A 19916-nucleotide genomic window follows, 5' to 3' on the forward strand; every position below is an offset into this window, starting at 1 on the left:
GTCCCGTATGGAGCCACCGGTCCGAACATACGTCAAAGACGCCGGAATCGCCAGAAAGGTTGAAATTCCAACAATCTCGCCGATGCCGGAGCCTCCCGAACCCGGGGTTCAGAGTTCGCCGGTGACGACCCCGACCGTGAAGCTGCGCATGCCGATGCGCACACTCGCGCCCTCTTCGAGACGGACCCGCGCTCCGGGTGCCAGCGCCGAACCGACTCCCGTGTCGTCCACGATCTCCGAGCCGTTCGTCGAACCGAGATCCGTCACCCAGACGCTGTCGCCGCGGTACTCGAGCCGCAGGTGGGTCTTCGAGACCGATCCGTCCTGATCGGCGACCGCGACGAGCTGGTCATCGGCATCGATCGGATCGGGACGGCGGCCGAGGTTCGCGGCGGCCGGGATCCGCAGGCGGACCCGCTGCCCGGAATCGAAGGAGAGCACGAGCATCTCGCCGATCTGCGGTTTCGGCGGAGCGGGAGCGATCGGGGCGTCGACCGCGACGACCCCGGCCGGCAGCGCGGCAGCGGCCGGAGCGGACGACGGCGCCGGTGCCGGTGCCGGTGCTGGAATCGCCGCCGCACCCCCGTGCGGCGCGACGAGCGGAGCCGGCTGCGCCGGAACGAACGGAGCGATCGGCGCGGACGGAACGGCCGGAGCAACCGGAGCCGCCGCGACCGGCTGAGGCGGGCGGGCACCGGCGGCGGGCACCGCGGCCTCCGCCACGGGCGCGCTCTGCGCCCACACCTCGGCGTTGCGCGACCAGGCCTCCCGCTCGGCCTCCGACGGGACGCGGACGACGAGCGTGCGCCCGGCGCGGTCGGCCCAGCTGCGCCCCATGCGCGTCGGATCCGCCGCGCTCGTGGCGACCACGATCCACCCGCCGATCAGGGCGACCAGGCTCGCAGCCCCGGTGATCAGGCCGCGCACGAGGTTCCGCCCGACACCGGGTGAGAAGGGGGCGTCGTCGCGGGCGGTGCGCTGCCGCAGCAGGAGATTGCCGAGCGTGGCGCCGGTGCGCGCTTCGAGCACGAGCTGGATCACCGCGACCTCGAGCAGCACGAGGACGCCGAGCACCGCGCTGCGGGTGAGGCCGCCCACGACCGCCGCGATCACCAGGGTCACCGCCGCATCGATGGAGAACGCGGCGACCCGAGCGCCGGTGCTCGCGGGACGCGCCCACGCACGGGAACGCGCCAGGGCGTTCGAGAGACGGGCCGACGGATCGGGCCGGCTCCCGCGGGGAGCCGCGCCGTCGCGCCCCGCCTCCCGAGCGAGCCGCTGCCGGGTCCGCTGAGTCTGCTGAGCGGTCTGCGATACGGGCGCCTGCACGGGGTTCGAGCGCCGACGCGGACCGGCCGGATTCGGCGTGTAATCGGACATCAGGTGAGCACCCCTCGCAGCAGATCCAACGTGCCCGCGGCGAGCAGTCCGGCCGGGAGCACCAGTGCGATCGCGAGACTATCGACGATGTCGCCCGTCCGCGACCACCCGAGCGAGCGTTCGCCGCGCGCGAGCGGCAGCACCGCGGCCGCGGCGACGAGCGCGGCGAACAGCAGCGCGCCGGCTCCGATCGCAGCTCCCGCCGCCGAGGACTGCGGCACGACGGCCGCCGCGAGCAGGAGGAGCCCGATCACCGCCGCGGCCCGGGGCGGGATGCGCAGCGCGGGCGCCGCCGTACGCCGGGAGGTGAGCAGCAGCGCCAGCACCGCAAGCAGCACGTAGACCATCGCGGAGATCCGGGCGACCGGATCGGGGCCGACCAGCGCCGGCGCCGCGGCGGGCAGCCCGGCCCCGGCGAGCACCGCGAGCATCAGGATCGCCGAGTCGAGACGGGCTTCGGCAGCGGCGACGATCTCGCGCACGCGCTGCTCGTCGATCCGGTCGATCGAGACGGGGACGCGGCCCCGCACCGTCCACCGGAGCACCATGAAACGGCCGTAGTCGATGTGATAGCCCGGATCCACGCCGACGAGGAGGCTGGGCGCGGCCCGGATGCCGACCACCGCGATGGCGGACGCCGCGATCAGCAGCTGATTCGGCGCCCATCCAAGCATCGGGCCGGTCAGCGCCAGAGCCGCGAACAGCGCCGCGATCACGACGACGGGGGCCGCCGCCGCGCGGGCGCGCGCCGTCCGGGCGACGACCATCAGCAGGGCGGCGAGCACCGCCATCGCCGCACCCGCGACCGCGAAGGCGAGCACCGGCGCGTCCACGAGGATCGTCAGCGCACCCAGGCACGACCCGATCCCCGCGAGCACCAGGGAGGCGGCGGCGCCGATGTCGCCGGTTCCGCCGCGCGCGACGCCGAACACCATCGAGACCAGCGCGGCGAGCGCGAGCACGCCGGCCGTCGGCCACCGCAGCCGCTCGTCTCCGACGGCGAGCATCGCGGCGACGATCCCAAAACCGACCAGCGCCCAGGGCAGCGGGTTCACGGATCCGCCGGCCGCCGTGCGGTCGATCCGCCGGGCGGGCGTCGCCGCGGGCCCGGCGACGGCGTACAGACCGCCCTCGAGCAGCTGCGCGGCGGGGGTGCCGAGATCCACCGGGGATCCGTCCGGGCCCTGGACCCGGGAGCCGGCCGCGAGGTGCACGCCGATGGACGCGAGAGCCCCGACGAGCGCCTCGCCGCGCGGCATCGCGAGGTCGTGACGCCGTCCGGCCACATCGATCACGATGCGACGCAACTGCGGCATGGGGTCGGTCACGCGACTCAGTGTAGCGTCGGGTCGGACGGGATCGGGGTCGGATCCGTATGCCGGAACCGGATCCCGCCCCGCCATCCGGCCCGAGAAACCGGGTTAGGATACTTGCGCGCGGAGCAGCCGATTTCGTGTCGACATCACACAGGAGGTACGCGTGAGCGTTGAGGCAGTCGACCCGAGTGCCGTCGTGCGGCTCTCGGTCGTTCACGCCGAGCGCCGTATCGACCTGGCCGTGCCCGGGCGCCTCCCCCTGCTCGAAGTGCTCCCCGGCGTCGCCCGCGGCCTCGGCGTGCTCGACGCCACGCTGCTGCACGGCGGCTACCGGCTCACCCGCTCGGACGGCACGGAGCTCGATCCGACCCGCGGCGCGATCGCGCAGGGCATCGACCAGGGCGAGATCCTGACCCTGACCCGGGGCCAGCTCGTCGCGGTACCGCGGCGCTACGACGACGTGGTCGAGGCGGTGGTCGACGCGACCTCCGCGCATCACGCCGCCTGGCGCCCCGAGGACGCGGCCCGCACGGCCGTCGCGATCAGCCTCACCCTCGTCGGCCTCAGCGCGATCATGCTCGCCCTGCAGCCCGCGGGCTCGCTCCTGCCCGCGATCATCGCCGGAACGGGCACGATCGTCCTGCTCGCCCTCACGGCCGCGCTCGGCCGGCTGGCCCAGCCGGAAGCCGGGCTGGCGTTCGGGATCGCCGCAGCGGGATTCGCCGGCCTCACCGGATACCTCCTGGTCCCGGGCGGATCCCTCTGGGGGTTCCCGCTCGCGGCGGCCGGACTCGGGTGCATCGTCGGCGGCGGCGCGGCGTTCCTGCTCGCGGCGAAACCGGCCGAGATCCTCGCGCTCCCGATCGCGCTCGGCATCGCGGTCGGCCTGCCTGCGGGGATCGTCGGCCTCACCGGGGTCGACCCAACCGGCCCCTACGCCGTGATGGTGGCGTGCGCAGGGCTGCTCGCGGGCGCACTGCCCTGGCTGACGCTCAGCAGCACCCGGATCCGGGTCATCTCGCCGACGACGGAGCTCGAGATGTTCGACCCGCCGCAGCCCATCGATCCCGAGCGCGTCGCCGCCCGGGTCGACGCCGGGCACCGGCTGCTCGTGGCCCTGCGCGTCGCCTTCGCCCTCTCCGTCCTGATCGCCGCACCCCTCGTCTCGGGCTCGGGCTGGATCGGCACGATCCTCGTGCTGACGTGCGGGACCGTGCTGATGTTCCAGTCCCGCCAGTCCGCACGCCGCGCCTCCGTCATCGTCCTCCTCGCCGGCGGGACCGCGATCCTCGCCGTCGGCGGGCTCGCGGCGATCCTCGACCAGCGCGAGCAGGCGCCCCTGCTGCTGATCGCGCTGCTGGTCGCGACGGGCATCGTCACCGGGCTGACCCTGCTCAGCACCCGGGTCCGCATGCGCCTCACCGCGCTCGGCGACACCGTCGAGGTGATCCTGCTGGCGCTGCTGCTCCCGCTCGGTGCCCTCACCGCTGGGCTCGCGTAGGCATGGCGACCAAGAAGGACCTGCTCGAGGCGCAGAGCTTCAGCAAGGCGCGACTGCTCTCGGCGTTCGTCGGCGGCGCCCCCGGCGGCAAGGAGCTCGAACCCGCCAAGCCGCTGCGCGCGGTGTTCGCGGGCATCGCGCTCACGGCCATGGTGATCCTCGCCGGGGTGTTCATCGGCCTCAAACAACCATCGCTCCCGAGCGGCTGGCAGAACAACCGCCTGATCGTGGCGAGCGACACCGGTGCGCGCTACGTCAGCGTCGACGGCACCCTGCACCCCGTGATCAACACGGTCAGCGCGCGCATGCTGATCCCCGCGAACGAGTTCGCCATCATCAGCGTCAAGCAGCAGTCCCTCGACGGGATCCCCATCGGCGGGACGCTCGGGATCCTCGGCGCACCCGACACGCTTCCGAAGGCGAGCGCCCTCGACGGGACGGGCTGGCGCGCCTGCTCGACGGAGGAGGCCACCGAGGTGCGCGTCGGCGGCCAGTCGCGGACCGCCGCCCGCGATTCGGAGGGCATCGTCGTCGAGGCCGACGGCAAGACCTACGTGGTCACCGAAGGCACCAGCCTCCTCGTTCCGGCGGAGCACCGCACCGCCGTGCTCCGCGCCATCGGCTTGGATACCGCGACCCCCGTCCCGGTGCGCGGCGAATGGCTGGCCCTCTTCGCGAAGGGCGACGACCTCTCCCCCATCGTGCGCGCGGGCGGCGGCACGGTCGCCGGCGTCGGCCTGCCCGCGGGATCCGTGATCCACTCCGCCGGAACCAGTGAAGCCAAGCAGTACCTGCTCACCGGCGACGGGAAGCTCGCCCCGCTCAGCCCGCTGGCGTATCGGCTCTACCGCTTGGGCCTCGGAACCGCGCCCGGCGGTGGCTCGCTCGGGGAACCCGTCGAACTGAGCCCGGCCCAGATCGCACCGCTGCCGACGGCAGATCCGGTCGCGCCCGAGGGCTGGCCGGAGGACGGCCTCGTGCCGCTCGCCGGCGTCTCGGCGCCCTGCGCCACGCTCGCGGGCGAGCGCGGCGATCAGCGCACGGTCCTCGCCGCGGCCGGCGGATCGCGCACCGCCTCCTCTGACGCGGCGGCAGGCAGCACCGAGGTCACCGTGGCGAAGGACGGCGGAGCGCTCGTGCGCGGCGGTTCGGCCGGTACGCTGACCCTCGTCGACGGCAGCGGCACCGCGTACGCGATCCCGGGATCCGTGAAGACCGGCGCCGCCCGGCTCGGCTACCGCAGCACCGATGTCGACGTGCTCCCCGCGCCGTGGCTCCAGCTGCTGCAGGCGGGACCGGCGCTCACGCCCGAGGCTGCCGGCGCGACGCCGGAGGGCAAGTAGGACCGCGGCGTGGACCGGAAGCAGACCCGTCTGAGGATCGCCGCCGCGCTCGTCGCGCTGCCGATCCTCGGCACCGCGCTCACGGGACCCGCCGCCCCGCTGGCGGCGCTGTCCCCGCTGGCACCCGCTCCGGCGTCGGCGGCGGACGAGTGCGCCGTCGGGGTCATGGCGCGTCTGCCCGGGCCGCCCGTGGCGTTCGCCGAGATGGGGCTCCCGGCCGACGGGCGACGGTACACGGGCGCCGGCATCACCGTCGCGATCGTCGACTCCGGGGTCGACGCCTCCCGCCCGCAGCTCGCGAAGGCCCTCGTCCCCGGCCGCAGCGACTCGCTGATCTCGGACGGCGAGCGCTCCGACGGGCTCGGAGATTCCCAGGGCCACGGCACGGCGCTCGCCGGGATCATCGCGGCGCGCCCCAGCCCCACCTCCGGCGTGGTCGGCATCGCGCCCGACGCACGGATCATCTCGCTGCGCGTGTTCCGGGACGACAGCCAGCAGAGCATCGACAAGGGCCTCGGACCTGATGCCGGACGGATCGCCGAGGCGATCCGGAAGGCCACCGACCGCGGCGCGCGCGTGATCACCGTCGCGCTCAGCGACGACGTCGACACCCCCGCGCTGCGCGACGCGACGAACTACGCGACGTCGCGCGGCGCGCTGGTCGTCGCGAGCGCGGGCAACCGCGACACGACCAAGCAGACCGAGGATTCGCCCCGATTCCCGGCGGCCTATCCCGATGCGCTCGCCGTGACGGCGGTGGGCCCCACCGGCCTCGCGACGTCCTCGTCGATCCACGGACCGCACATCGACGTCGCGGCCCCGGGCCAGAACGTGCTCACCACTTCGAACGGGGGCGGGGACTGCCGCTACGCGCCGGATGCCCCATCGTCGAGCTTCGCGACGGCCTATGCGGCAGGTGCTGCGGCCCTCGTCGCCCAGGCTTACCCGAAGGAGACCCCGCAGCAGTGGGCCTACCGGCTCGAGGCGACGGCGGATCGTCCCGACCCCGACGCGCGCGATGACCGGATCGGGTGGGGCACGATCCGACCGGCCGCGGCCCTCGGTCTGCGGCCGAGCAGCAGCACCCGGGGCCCGGTCAGTCCGTTCGCTGACACCAGCGGTGCGGCACGCGCCTCCGTGTCCACCCGGGTCACCGCCCACGAGACGCGCGCCGACGACATCACCTTCGTCGCGGCGCTCGTCCTCGGCGCCGGAGGCCTCATCGCCGTGTTCGCGCTGGCCGCACGGACCCGGCGCCGCCCGGGCACGGGACGGCGGGACGGCGGCACCGCGGCCTGACTAGCCGAAGGCGAGGACCGCGACCCCCCAGAGGCCGAGCACCGAGACGACGACCGCGACGCCGAGCCCGATGATCGTGCCGAGCCCGAAGCGCCGGTTCGCGCGAGCGGTCGAGCGCAGCCCGTCACGCTCGGCCGAGAGCGGTTCCGGCACCGAGGCCGGCGGCGGACCGAAACGCTCCGAGAGGGTGCCGCCCTGGCTCGCGTCCGCCTCGCCGAGGCTCCGCACCGGGCTCAGGACCGGGATGCCCGGGGCGACGCCCCGCCGCGGCAGGGTGTGCTCCTCGGGCGGGGTCGGCGCGTCGGGGATCCGCAGCTTCGCGTCGAGCGGCGACTTGAACATGCGCGCGACGACGTCGGCCGGCAGCTGCCCCGCGGACGGCTCCTCGATGGGCGGTGCCGGGTTCGCCGTGCCGCTGCGGGTCGACCGCCCCGAGTCCTCCCCGATCGGCGCGGACCGCGACGTCGGATCCGGTTGCGGCGCCTGATCCGGTTGAGGCGTCTGATCGGATCGCGGGGGCCGCGCGACGACGATCGTCCCATCCTCGTCGCGCGTCGCATCGGGTTGCGCGCTCCGCGGCGGGCGAGCCACCACGATCGTCGCGTCGTCCGGCGCTGACGGCGCCACCGGCGCTGCGGGTTCTGCCGGCGCTGCGGGTTCTGCCGGCGCCGCGGGTTCTGCGGGTTCTGCGGGTTCTGCCGATGCTGCGGCGGGTCCCGCGGCCTCCGCCGCGATGCGGGCGCGCGGCGCGACCACGGTCGCGTCGAGCTCATCCTCGCCGTTCTGGCCGGCGCCCGGGCCGAGTCCGCTCGGGCCGGGGCCGGTTCCGGCTCCTGCGCGTTCTTCCGTCATCGTCGGTTCCTTCCGCGCGGTCGTCGTGAGCGCCGGGCCCGTGCGCGACGCGATTCGGGCAGCAGCGAGCGCAGCGAGAACCGCGCGCGCGTCCGCCCCCAGAACCCGATGCGCTGGCGCCGTTCGAGCAGGGCCTCGTCGACCACGGCCCAGACCTGCTCGGCCTCCGCGTCGCCGATGCCCTCGCGGGCGTAGACCGCGCGGTCCACGGTCCAGGCGGCCCAGTCACCGCCGGGCACCCCGAGCTCTTCGGCGATGTCGCGACGGCTCCCCCGGGATCGGGGTGCGGCGCCGCTGTCGGCGTACCCGTCGACGAGTTCGTCCCAGGCGCCGAGCGCGCGCACCTCGGGGGCGGCGGTCTGCCGCCTGCGGCGGACGCGCAGCCGCTTCGCGACGGGGACGAAGAGCAGTGGCAGGGCGAGCAGCGCCAGTGCCAGCGCTGAGAGCCCCACGCCCTTCAGGATCGGCCAGAGCGCCGCGAAGCTGCTGCGCTGCGGATCGGGCACGGGATCGGTGGAGTCGCTGCTCGATCCGCTCGGCGGGTCCGCGACCGTCGCATTGCGGTCCTCGGGCACCGTCGGGAACTCGGGGAGCTGCTCGCCGCGGTCGAGTGTGACCGGCGGCATCGCGACCTGCGGGCTCGCGTCGATCGGGGCCCAGTCGCCGCCGTCGCCGCGCACCTCGATCCACGCGGCGAGGTTCTCGCCGGTGCAGGTCTCGGCGCACGCCGGGACTCCGGGTACTCCGGCCCGTTCGCCGCCGAGCCGCACCCCGAGCACGACCCGGGAGTCGTAGCCCATGGCGCGGGCGATGAGCGCGGCTGCGGCCGAGAACTGCTCGTCGTCGCCGATGCCCGAGACGAGCGCGCGCTCGTCGCTCGTCTCGCCCGCGGCCGCCTGCTGTTCGTTCAGCTGTTGGAAGAGCTGCTCGATCCGGGCGATCGAATGCCCGCCGGCGCTCGGCACGAAGCGCGTGCCGTACTGCGGCGCGAGCGCGGCGATCCAGTTCCGTTCGCCCTCGCCGTCGGTGAGCGAGTGGCTGAGGTAGCCGCGCTGGCGCAGCCGGTCGATGGCCTCGAGGAGTCCGTCGCGGTCGGCGGGGAGTCGCTGCTCGTCGAGCCAGCGCTTCAGCTGCGGCGTGCGTTCGAGGTCGATGAGCGGCTTCGCGTCCGCGGGACGCTCGGCGGGCTTGACGTCGCCGGCGGTGCTCATCCGGGCCGAGTACTCGTCGCCCGCGCGCAGACCGCTGCCACCGGGCACCGCGATCGCGGCCCAGCTGCCGCGGTTGATGTAGAAGCTGTCGCTCAGCTCGGATGCCCGCGGCCCGAGGAAGGCGGGCGGTTCGGCGAGCGGTGGCGCGACCGGCAGCCAGATCCCCCGGTAGCCGTCGATCCGGATCCGAACCTCGGCCGGTTCCGCGATGGGGTCGCCGCTCGGGAACCGGGTGAACCGACCGTCCCCGCCCGGGTCCACGAAGAAGTCGACCCCGTCGTAATCGTCGAGCACGGCCATGCGCAGCCGGGTCGGCAGCGTCCCGTTCCCGGACACGGTGAACAGGGTCCGTTCGAACTCGTCGTCCCGCTTCGCCGACCGGTAGGAGGCGAGGGGGCTGGTCTGCTGACGTACGACGAGCTGCGGGTCGATGCTGTCGCGCGGCACCGTGCGGTCCGCGCCGACGGCCGGCGCGATCAGCGCCCCCGCCCCGAGCGCGACGACCGCGATCACCGCGGCGCTGAGCGCGCGCATCGCGGTGTTGCGCCGCACCCCGCCGGAGCGCTCCGCAGGTTGGCCGAGGCGGCCCAGCCTGAGCGCAGCACGGCGTTCGATGCCGGACGACCACGCGACCCAGACCGCACCGATCACGCAGGCCCCGGCCCACAGGGCGAGCTCCTTCGGCGCCTGGATCCGCAGCGGTCCGAGGCCGAGGGGAGCGCTCACCTGAGAGGCGCCGAACACGACGCCGAAGAGGACGGGCACGAGGACGGGCAGCGCCGCGAACGGGGCCGTGCGGCGCCCGGAGAGCGCGAGCGCGACGATCGCCCCGGTGGTGACCATCGTGACGACGAGCAGCGGGACGAGCACCGCCTGGTAGCTGCCGACGGGCAGCGTCAGGGTGAGCAGTTGCTTCCAGCCGAGCGCGACCGAGGCGAGACCGTCGCTCAGCCCGCGCACCCAGCCGGCGGGACCGGTGGACAAGGCGCCGGGGACGGCGAGCGGCACGACGGCCGCGACGAACGCGACGATCAGCGCCACCGGGGTCATGAGGCCCCAGCCCCACCGGCGTCCGCACCACACGATCCCGGAGGCGAGCGCCCAGCCGACCCCCGCCACCAGCCAGACCTGCGGGGTCCGGTAGATCGGCATCGCCGAGGCAGCCCCGAGCGCGGCAGCGGCTGCGCTCAGCAGCAGCGCGCCGAGCGAGATCGCCGCGGACGGCCGTCTCGACGCGTTGGCACGTCGTGCGCGTCGCCGCGAGGCGGACCGCGCTTCCCCGCTCACGCGAAGCCTCCGCGCACCATGAGCTGCGGCAGGTCGTCGAGCGCGCCGACGGTGAACATGGTCCCGGCATCGAACAGTCGGGCCGCGGGGTCGGCGAGCCGTTCGCAGCGCACCACGAGCACGTCGACGTCCTCGGCGAACGCGGCGGCCGCGCGGCGCAGGCGCGACGGGTCGGGAACCGAACCGGTGACGAGCATCACGATCGAGAGCGGACGCCGCGACTCGGCGAGGTGGCGCGCCAGGCGCTCGATCGGCAGCGGTTCCTCGGCGGCTTCGAGCTCCGCCCAGGCGTCGAGCAGCTGGGTCGGCGTCTGCGCGGGCAGTTCTTCGAGCCCGTCGATGCTCGGGCGGATCCGGCCGGGGGCCCACTGGGAGGCGATGAAGCGTTCGCGGCCCTCGCGCACCGCGAGCAGACCGAGGGAGGCCGCCGCGCTGACGCCGAGCTCGAACTCCTCGTCGTCGCTGTAGGAGGTGCGGTCGGCGTCGAAGAGGATCGCGGCCCGCGCGGTCTGGGACTCCTCGTACTGCCGCACCATCAGGGTGCCGGTCTTCGCGGTCGACTTCCAGTGCACGTGCCGGAGCGCATCGCCGTGCACGTATTCGCGGACGGCGTGGAACGAGAGGTCGGAGTCGGTGAGCCGGCGGCTCGACGCCCCCTCGAGGTCGCGCACGAGTCCGACGGACCCCGGCGGGAGCAGCACCGTGCGCGGGTGGACGTGGATGAGGTGGCGGTCGCGCCAGGTGATCTCGCGGCGCACGAGCCCGAGCGGGTCGCGGCGGGCGAGCTTCAGCGGCCCGACGCCGATGACTCCGCGCGCGGTCGTCGCGATCTCCACGGGGATCGCCGTCTCGCCGTGCGGCCCGATGAACGGGATCGCGATCTCCCGCAGTGCCTCCCCGACGGGCAGTTCCGCGGTCGCGGGGAGCGCAGGCCGGGCACCCGCGTTCTCGACCTCGATGCCGAGGCGTACCCGCCCGCCCGCGGTCACCCGGGTGCGGTCGACGGCGATGCGGATCAGGTAGGCGCGGGATCCCAGCAGGAACGGGAGGCCGAGCAGCAGCAGGACGCCGAAGACCGCGGCGACGAACCAGGCCTCGATCCAGCCGAGGGTCGCGGCGAGCACGAGCGAGAGGATCGCGGCACCCAGCACGAAGTAGCCGGTCGGCGTGATGGTCTCGGCCGTGCGACGCATGCGACGTCGGTTGCGGCGCCACCAGCGGCGCGCGCGACGGCGCCCCGCGCCGAGGTATCCCGTCGAGCGCTGGGTGTCGCCGAAGCGCGTGCTGGTGCTGCCCCGGGTCGCCGTGCCGGTGTCGGAGATCGGGGCGCGTGAGGTGTTCTGTCTCACACCGAGCCGTTCTCCTGGGGTGCGGCGACGTCGAGCAGGATCTGGCCGAGCACCTGCGCCGCCGTCACCCCGTCGAACTCGGCCTCGGGCTCGAGCACGAGGCGGTGCGTCAGTACCGGCATCGCGAGGTCGCGGACGTCGTCGGGAGTGACGAAGTGCCGACCGCTCGCGGCCGCCCAGGCTGAGGCGAGACGCACGAGCGACAGCGCACCGCGCACGCTCGCGCCGAGACGCACCTCGTTCGCGCGACGGGTGGCCTCGACGAGGCGCACCGCGTACTCGGCGACGAGCGGGCTGACGTACACGCGGTTGATCAGGTCCTGCGCCTGGGTCACCATGCCCGTCGTGACGACCGGGGAGAGGGGCTGCTGATGCGAGCGGTCGCCCTGCAGGATCCGGGTCATCGCCGCCTGGTCGGGGTAGCCGATGGAGGTCTTCACCATGAACCGGTCGAGCTGGGCCTCGGGCAGCCGGTAGGTGCCCGCCTGCTCGACCGGGTTCTGGGTCGCGATGACGAGGAACGGGGTGCCGACGTCGTGCGAGGTGCGGTCGACCGTAACCCGGCCCTCCTCCATCACTTCGAGCAGCGCCGACTGGGTCTTCGGGCTGGCGCGGTTGATCTCGTCGGCCAGCACGACGTTCGCGAAGATCGGGCCCGGATGGAACTCGAAGGCGCCCGCGCGCTGGTCGAAGACCGACATGCCGGTGATGTCGCTCGGCAGCAGGTCAGGGGTGAACTGCACGCGCGAGGACGAGCCCTGGATGACTTCGCCGAGCGCGCGGGCGAGCGCCGTCTTGCCCGTCCCCGGCACATCCTCGAGCAGCACGTGGCCTCCTGCGAGCACGCAGGCGATCACCAGCTCGACCACACGGCGCTTGCCGTGGATCGACTGCTCGATCGCGTCCGCCGTGGTCGAGAACATGCGCGCGACCCACTGGGCCTGCTCGGGTGAGATCGCCGTCGAGTCGGTCTGGGGCTGCGTGTTCATGCTGGGCCTTCTGCTGGGGAGAGGTGGGGTGAATCGAGACTACGGGGTGGTGCAGACGTTGAGGGTCGTCGATCTGAGCCCGGAGAAGTCGCCGGTCCACGAGATCTTCATCTGCGCGGTGGTGGCATCGGCGGCGGGCGGGGCCACCAGCGTGACGTTCGCGGAGTCGCGGGCCGCCGCCGAGATGTCGAACAGCGTTTTCAGGTCGGTCTGGGGCGCCGAGATCTTGTAGCACGCGCCCTGGATCGCGCTCACCGACACCCGGGTCGGCGCGTTGACCCCGCTGAGGATCTCCCAGGCGGAGCAGGTCTCGGCGTCGTTGACGTCGGCGCACTCGCGCACCTCGGCGACGGGGATCGCATCGCCGCTCAGCTCGAACGCGGTGGTGATGGTGCCGTTGATCCGGTACTGGATCGTGCCGTTATCGCCCCGCGGCGTCAGCGACGGGGCCGCCTCGAGATAGTTCGCTGCCGTGCCCTCAGCGTTCACCGCGGCATCCCTCGCGACGACGTAGGTGCGCTGACCCCGGGGCGATGGCGGATCCTCGCCGACGCGCACCACGCTGGACACCACCGGACCGCTCCGTCCGAAGTCGCTCGAGGCGCACGCCGCTACCTTGTAGAACCGGTAGCGCACGAGGTCGGTGAACTTCCCGGTATCGTTCGAACTCGACCAGCAATCGAGGGATTCGGTCATTCGGCCGATGGCGTATCGGACGCTCACCTTCTCGTCGGCATGCGGGAGGTCCTTCGGAGCGAGCGCTGTCGTCGCGGAAGCGCTGCTCGCTGAAGTGCTCGTCAGAGTGACGCCGGTGAGGCGCGGAGCACCGATCACCGCGCCGGTTCCGCTCCCCGCTTCCCCGCTGCCGCTGCCGCCGCCGATGTTGGGCACTTCGAATCGGGTGATCGGGATTGCGGTGAACGTGGCCGTTCCGACGCTCAGCCCGGAGAAATCCTTGGTCGCTGTCGGACCGTCGAGTTTGCCGAGGTCGGTGCCTTCTCGCTGCAGGGAGAACTGACCGGTGTCGCTCGATCCCTTCACCGTGACGCGTACCGCGCCACTCCCCTGGTCCGTACTCTGCGGGTTCGGGATCGGAGTCACCGTCACGGTCGGAGTCTTGGGCGGGCTGTACGCCCACGCCGTCACGGCGGTCGAGGCCTGCGAGGATCCGACCGCGTTGACCGCCTGCGCGGTGAACTGGTGCTTCTGGCCGTTGCTCAGGTCGCCGGCCGTGCACTGGTAGGTCGCGGGTCCGACCGCGGCGCAGGATCCCGATCCGCCGCCCGAGAGGGTCACGCTCGTGACCGCCGGGTGCGCCTGCTGCGAGCCGAGCGTCACGGTGAAGCTCGCGCTGCTCGCCGTGTACCCGGTCTGCTGGATGCTGGGCGTGCCCGGCAGCCCCTGCGCATCGAACTCGACCGTGCCCTCGCCGGTGCGTCCCTGCGCATCGCGCACGGTGAACCCGACCCGGCAGGTGCCGCCGATGCCGCGCGCGTTCGGCCAGGACACCGAGATGCCCGAGTCGCCCACCCGCGAGAAGGAACCGAAGGTGCAGGAGTCGCCGTTCACCGAGGCGAGCTTGAGGCCGCCTCCCGTCTTGCCCGCGAACGGGTCGTGCTCGCCGGCGACGCCGACGAGCTGCGCCTGGCAGGAGCTGCCCACGGTGCACTGCAGCGCGACGGTGCCGCCGCGCGGCAGGTCGCGCGGGGCCTGGCCGACCTGCAGGGTCAGCGGGGCTCGCGAGTCGCCCGCCCCGCTGACGGCGATAGACACCGTCTCCTGCGTGCCGGGTACCGCGTCCGCGCGCGCCGTCACCCGTAGCGAGCTGCCGTTCTGCTGCACCTCGAACAGCGAGGTGCCGCCCGACTCCGCGAAGCTCAGCTTGCCCGTGTCACCCTTGCGCCCGCCCTCCCAGGTCACCATGTCGGTGAGCGAGATGGTCTGCGTCGCGCCGGGATCGACGGTGCGGGTGAGCGCCTGCGCCTGCGCCACCGGCTGCTTGGGCACGATCACGACCGGAACCGGAAGCGCGGTCCAGCGGTCCTGACCGACCAGTCGGGCATCGATGAGGCAGCTGTCGGTCCACGGAGCCTCTCCGCCGGCCGAGTACCGGAGCCGGTCGCCCGAGACCGCCTGGCAGCTCGCCTGCGCGCGTCCGACCACGAAGGAGCCCTTGCGCAGCTCGACCCGATCGCTCGGTCCGACGTCGACGAGGTCCGTCACATCGACCTCGGTCTGCTGGTTCTCGTCGACGGTGAGCGGCTTCAGGCCGGGCTTCAGCGTCAGCGGCAGCTCGTCGAGCGGCAGGATCACGAGCAGGCCGTAGGTCGCGACCTGCTTGCCCGAGGCGTCCGCTCCGCTGAGCTTGAACACCACGGTGTCGCCCTCCGCGCGGTACTGCCCGAGGATCCGGGAGCCCTTCACCCGGTAGTCGGCGTCCCCGCTCCCCCAGATCGAGAGCTTCAGCTTCGACACGTCGCCCGTGGCCCAGCGGGTCTTGCCGGTGAGCACGTCGACGCCCTTCGATGCGAGATCGGCCCGGTCGCGGACGTTGAGCACGGTGTCGCTCACCGCGGGCGCCTGCGCTCCGACGTGCTCGGAGGTCTGCACGACGATCAGTCCGTCCGCCGTGCTCTTGGTCTTGGTCGAGCGGACCGTGTAGCGGAACGAGTCGGTGCCGAGCTCGCGGCCGGGCTCGATCGAGACCCGGCCCTGCTTCATCTCGGACAGGTCGAGGCGCCCGGCGAGCGCCCGGTACGCGGGGTTCGTCTTCCCACCGGGAAGATTCGGGGTCACGGAGGTGAGTTCGAGCGTGCCGCCCGACTGATCGACATCGTTGTCGAGCGGGCTCAGAACGACCGCATCGCCGCCCGGGCCCACACGGAGCGAATCCGTCGTCGCGACGATTCCCGCGGCTTCCTGCTCGGGCAGCACGACGACGCCGAGCTTGCCGGTGCCGCGGGCGCCCGACGGATCGACGACGGTGTACTTGAGCTGCTTCGTGCCCGACTTGGCTCCGGCCGCGGCGGACACCTCGATCCCGGTGCCCGTGTCGTTCAGGGCCGCCACGATGCCGGATCCCTCTTCGGTCTGCACACCGGTGAGGCGCACCCGGTCGCCGTCGGGGTCGACGCCCGAGAGCGGGACCGCGACCTGGGCCGTGGCCTCCGCTGCGACTCGCGCGGTGAGCGCCGCCGGCTGCGGATCCCGGTTCGCTCCGGTCGGCAGCACGGTCACGATCACGGCGCCGACGTCGCCGGAGGTCGGATCGCTCGCCCCGTACGCGGTGTAGCTGAGCCGGTACGTGCCGGGCTTCTTGGGCGCGAGGTAGCGGAGCACGTTGCCCGAGGCGAAGGCGAGCTCGCCCTTGGTTCCCGAGCCGACGATCTCGGGCTGCAGGACCAGGCGCTCACCCGGAGCGGCCACATCGTTGTCGAGCACGCGGATATCGACCACCGAACCGGCGCGAACGGTCGCGGTATCCGCGACGGCGATCACCCCCGAGGGTGCGTTCGCCGCGACCTGGAACACGGTCAGCTTGCCCGTCGCGGTCGTGCCGCCCTCGGCCACCGTGACATCGACAGCGCCGATACGGCCGGGCGCTCCGTCCGGGGTGCTTCCGGACACGTGCACCTTGGAGTGGTCGATCACGGAGGCCTGGAGCTCTCCACCGCCCGACTTCGCGCTCTGCACCGCGAGCGAGCGGGACCCGGCCCCGGGGATCGCGTCGAGGATCTCGACGGTCGTGTCGGTGAGAGGACGCACGAACGCGCGCAGTTCGGGAAGCGCGAGCGGCGGACCGGCCGGGGTCGCCGTGACGCGGAGCTGGCCCGTGACCTCGGTCCCGGTGGCCGTATCGCGGACCATCACCGAGACGGTCGTGCTGCCGGCCTGCGAGGCCTGCAGATCGATCGTGCCGTTCGACGTGTGCGGGGTGACGCGCAGATTGGGGCTCGGCGAGGTCGCGTCCAGCAGCGCGAAGCTGCCCGAACCGCCCGCCACCCGCTCGAGCGGCCGCACGGTCATGGTCTGGCCCACCCGCACCGTCGTCGCCGACGCGGTGAACTCGGCCGCCGCACCCGGCTGCACCGAAACGCCCAGGTTCCTGCGGGTCTGCTTGCCGCGGCTGTCGGTGACGGTGACCCGGAGCGTCATCTCGGCCGCCCCGGCGTTGGGGTCGGTGTGCCGCAGCGCGAGACGCCCGTCCGCGGTCACCATAGCGCGCAGCGGATCCTCCTTGCGCAGCGGCTCGACGCTCGTGAGAGTCATCACGTCGCCCTCGGGATCGACCCAGCCGTCGAGCAGCGGGGCGACGAGCGTGCCGCCGGGGGCGAGCGGAGGCACACGCCACTCGCGTCGGCAGCCATCGACCGGGCACCACGCCGGCGCGGTGTTCTCGGCCTCGGGAGCGACGCGCAAGGTCACCGTCGCCGGGTTCGAGGTCAGCGCGCCGTCGGTCACTCGGTAGGTGAACGTCGCGGTTCCGCTCGCCTTCGCGGCGACGCGGACCATGAGGGACTGCCCGTCGGGCATCAGCTCGAGCGAACCGAACGGCTTCGGCAGGCTGCTCGCGCCGAGGGAGTCCGGCACGATCGTCAGCACATCGCGCTTGTTGGGATCGAAGTCGTTGAGCAGGACCGGGAGCGGCGCCGATGCGCCGGCTCGCACCCCGAAGGTGTCGTTCACCGCGGTCGGGGGTTGCTGATCGGTCACGTCGGTCACGACGACCGAGCCGCGATCCTGCTTGGGCGGATCCGAGATGCTCCACTGGGAGAGCGGGATCCGCTTGCCGTCGGGCAGCGTCCAGAGCATGCCCGTGCGCATCTCGTTGAGCACGGCCCGGGAGCCGTTGCTCCGGATGGTCGGCTGGAGGTCGCCGGATTCGCGGGCGGCGTCGTCGAACGCCAGCGGTTTGTCGCCCTCGTTCGAGTTCCACAGCGTGCCCGCGCGCTGCCCCAGCCAGGCCGCGTAGACCGCGCCCTCGACCGCCGTCGGCTGCGCCGGCGCACCGTTCGCCTGCAGCACGCGCTTCGCCGTGCCCCCGGAGGACACCGCGAGGAGTCCGCCGGTGTCGGCGATGAGCACCGCATCGACCGCGGCGTCCTGGCCGCTCCGGCGTTCGCCGGCCGAGACCCGCTTCCGTTGCTCGGGATCGAGGCTGCCCTGCAGCACGCCGGAACCCTCGAGCTTCACCGTGGTCTCGCCGCCGCCCGAGCGCCACAGTCGCCCGCTCTCGCCGTCGAGCAGCACCCAGTCGTCGCCGAGAAGCGCGAGCTGCGGGGACTGGAGCTTCCCCGCCGCATCGGGCACCGGGTCCGCGCGGCCGACGGGTTCGCCGGCGGCGATGTCGAATCTGAGCACCGAGCCGTCGGAGCTGGAGTATGCGCCGATCACGCCCGCCGAGGTGAGCGTGATCGCCGCGGCGCGATAGCCCGCGTCCGCTCCGGCGGAAGGCTTCTTCTGCCCCTCACCGGAAGGATCGACGCGAACCAGCGACGACAATCGCCGTTCCAGATCCGCGGTGTCCGCAGTGCTCACGGCTGCGGCGTTCGCACCGAGCCCATCCGCTTCGGACGGCGCGAGCTCGCCCGCGTAGACGGCCCCGGACTCGGTGCGGATCGCAACGAAGCGACCGGCGCTCACGATGTCGCGAGTGCCCTCGGGCATGCGCACCGACTCCGCGGAATCCTGTGACTGCGCGGACTGGTTCGAGGCCGGCTGCGCCGACTTCGGGGGCTGCTCCCCGCCGCTCGTCGCGGGCTTGACGTCGAGGTCGACCGGGTTGGAGGGGTCGAGGCTCCAGGCCCTGCCGTTTCCGTTCGAGAGCACGGCGCCGCGACCGCCGCTCTGGATGATCCCGCTCGGGTCCGAGACCTTGCGGACGAGATCGAGCTCCCCGGTATCGGTGTTCACCCGGGCGTACTGGCCCGATTCGCGCGCGACCCAGACCCCCGGTTCCTCACGCGGAGTCTGCCTCGCGTCGTATCCGCTCGCGATCACGGCGACCGTCGCGACCAACGCGGTCACGACGCCGCCGGCGATCCACCACTGCAGTCGACGGGGACCGCGCCGCTCGCCCGAACCCGCCGAGGTCATCCGCCACCGCCGGTCAGCGCCCACACCACGACCGCGATCGCGGCGACACCGGCGAGCGCGGCCCCGGCACCGATCAGCCCGGCGCGCAGGGGCGAAGCGGGCCGGTCGAGCAGCAGGCCGTCGTCATCGGTGCCGCGCTTCTGCGCGAGCATCTCGGCACGGGCCTCGGCGCGGGTCGCACGGCCGACCGAGGTCACCACGGGGCCGCGGGTGCCGGCCTCGACCGGTTCGGCCCGCGGCACCCAGGCATCGGAAGTCACTTCGAGGGGCGTCACGTCGAAGCCGTAGGCGCGCTGCAGCGCCTGCAGCGCCTCGCCGAACTCGGCCATCGACGCGTAGCGCTCGTGCGGCAGCCGCCGCAGCGCACGCGCGATGACCTCGTCGAAGTGCTCGTAGCCCTGCGCCCCCGGGATCCCTTGGTAGACCGCTTTGGCGATCCGCTCCGACAGCTTCGCACGCGTGTTCTGCGCACGATCCGCGAGCTCGAACGGCGAGCGCCCCGAGGCGAACGAGTACAGGGTCGCGCCCAGCGACCACACCTCCGTCGACACGCTGCCGCTGCTCTCGAGCTGCACGACCTCGGGTGCGGACCACGGGATCGACATCGCGAGCTCGCCCTCCGCCTGCCGACCACCCAGCACGTGCGCGATACCGAAGTCGGACAGGGCGGGCTTGCCCAGCGTCGTGAGCAGCACATTGGACGGTTTGATGTCGCGATGCAGAACCCCGGAGCGGTGCGCCGTCTCGAGCGCCCCGGCGATGCGCACTCCGGCGTCGAGCACGTCGACGAGCCGCGCCGGCTTGCCCTTGGTCAGCTGTCCGAGAGACCCCGGGCAGAACTCCATCGCAAGATAGGGGTGCCCTTCGAGCGAGATGCTCGCCTCGTAGATCGACACCACCGAGGGGTGGCTGCTGAGGCGGGCCATCACGTCCGCCTCGCTCTCGAACGTCGCCCGCAGCTCGGCACCGGCGCCGTCGCCCGCGACCGACCCGTTCAGCACCTTGATCGCGACCAGGCGGCGAGGCATGTCCTGCTCGTAGAGGAACACCTGCGCGAATCCGCCGGCGCCCAGCGGACGCACGTAGCTGAAGCCCGGAATCGCCGGTGCGTTGATCGATGCGCGCGCGCTCACGACAGCCACCGTCCGTGACCGCAGGGGGGAATGCGAGACATCATCAACTCATACTAAACGGTACCGGAAGTCCGGCAGCGCCTGCCGGGAATCTGTGGAAAAGCCGGAGGCCCCGGCAGTCGAAACTGCCGGGGCCTCCGGTTCCGATCGCACGTCCTGC

Annotated in this window: 11 protein-coding genes; 3 read left to right on the plus strand and 8 right to left on the minus strand. The window is 73.1% G+C overall.

The features are described from left to right. Positions 1-108 precede the first annotated feature (108 nt). Together ABD169_RS00495 and ABD169_RS00500 are read right to left on the minus strand one after the other, a co-directional pair. Positions 109-1380: an RDD family protein gene (locus ABD169_RS00495; RefSeq protein WP_344027892.1), complete on the minus strand. Its 1272-nt coding sequence runs from the start codon at positions 1378-1380 to the stop codon at positions 109-111. After that, positions 1380-2708 carry a hypothetical protein gene (locus ABD169_RS00500; RefSeq protein ID WP_344027895.1) on the minus strand — a complete coding sequence of 443 codons (1329 nt, stop codon included), beginning with the start codon at positions 2706-2708 and terminating at the stop codon, positions 1380-1382. The genes ABD169_RS00495 and ABD169_RS00500 overlap by 1 nt, the downstream gene beginning before the upstream one ends. A gap of 151 nt (positions 2709-2859) precedes the next feature. Here ABD169_RS00500 and eccD point away from each other — a divergent pair, with 151 nt between their 5' ends. From eccD to ABD169_RS00515, 3 genes are read left to right on the plus strand one after another with little or no spacing between them, the layout of a single operon-like run. Continuing rightward, the gene (gene eccD / locus ABD169_RS00505) at positions 2860-4197 is read left to right on the plus strand and encodes a type VII secretion integral membrane protein EccD (RefSeq protein WP_344027898.1); all 1338 of its coding nucleotides are present in this window, start codon (positions 2860-2862) and stop codon (positions 4195-4197) included. A 2-nt stretch (positions 4198-4199) separates the two neighbouring features. After that, positions 4200-5540, plus strand: a complete 1341-nt coding sequence (gene eccB / locus ABD169_RS00510) for a type VII secretion protein EccB (protein ID WP_344027901.1) — start codon at positions 4200-4202, stop codon at positions 5538-5540. A 9-nt stretch (positions 5541-5549) separates the two neighbouring features. Next, the gene (locus ABD169_RS00515) at positions 5550-6839 is read left to right on the plus strand and encodes a S8 family serine peptidase (protein WP_344027904.1); all 1290 of its coding nucleotides are present in this window, start codon (positions 5550-5552) and stop codon (positions 6837-6839) included. On the opposite strand, the gene ABD169_RS00520 is transcribed toward ABD169_RS00515, so the two are convergent. Genes ABD169_RS00520 through ABD169_RS00545 form a run of 6 tightly spaced genes read right to left on the minus strand, consistent with a single transcriptional unit; the run spans position 6840 to position 19756 of the window. Further along, positions 6840-7691 carry a hypothetical protein gene (locus ABD169_RS00520; RefSeq protein ID WP_344027907.1) on the minus strand — a complete coding sequence of 284 codons (852 nt, stop codon included), beginning with the start codon at positions 7689-7691 and terminating at the stop codon, positions 6840-6842. Then, positions 7688-10189, minus strand: coding sequence for a TgpA N-terminal domain-containing protein (locus ABD169_RS00525; RefSeq protein WP_344027910.1), 2502 nt, complete (start codon positions 10187-10189; stop codon positions 7688-7690). Before ABD169_RS00525 ends, ABD169_RS00520 begins: the two co-directional genes overlap by 4 nt. After that, positions 10186-11538: a DUF58 domain-containing protein gene (locus ABD169_RS00530; RefSeq protein ID WP_344027913.1), complete on the minus strand. Its 1353-nt coding sequence runs from the start codon at positions 11536-11538 to the stop codon at positions 10186-10188. The genes ABD169_RS00525 and ABD169_RS00530 overlap by 4 nt, the downstream gene beginning before the upstream one ends. Continuing rightward, on the minus strand, positions 11535-12527 hold the full coding sequence (locus ABD169_RS00535; protein ID WP_344027916.1) for an AAA family ATPase: 993 nt from the start codon (positions 12525-12527) through the stop codon (positions 11535-11537). Before ABD169_RS00535 ends, ABD169_RS00530 begins: the two co-directional genes overlap by 4 nt. A 39-nt stretch (positions 12528-12566) precedes the next feature. Further along, complete coding sequence (locus ABD169_RS00540; RefSeq protein ID WP_344027919.1) at positions 12567-18623, minus strand: Ig-like domain-containing protein; 6057 nt, start codon at positions 18621-18623, stop codon at positions 12567-12569. After that, positions 18620-19756 (minus strand): serine/threonine-protein kinase, encoded by a 1137-nt coding sequence (locus ABD169_RS00545; protein ID WP_344027923.1) that lies wholly within the window; start codon positions 19754-19756, stop codon positions 18620-18622. Before ABD169_RS00545 ends, ABD169_RS00540 begins: the two co-directional genes overlap by 4 nt. Positions 19757-19916: the final 160 nt, after the last annotated feature.

It is taken from the genome of Leucobacter iarius (assembly GCF_039530105.1).
Taxonomy (GTDB): domain Bacteria; phylum Actinomycetota; class Actinomycetes; order Actinomycetales; family Microbacteriaceae; genus Leucobacter; species Leucobacter iarius.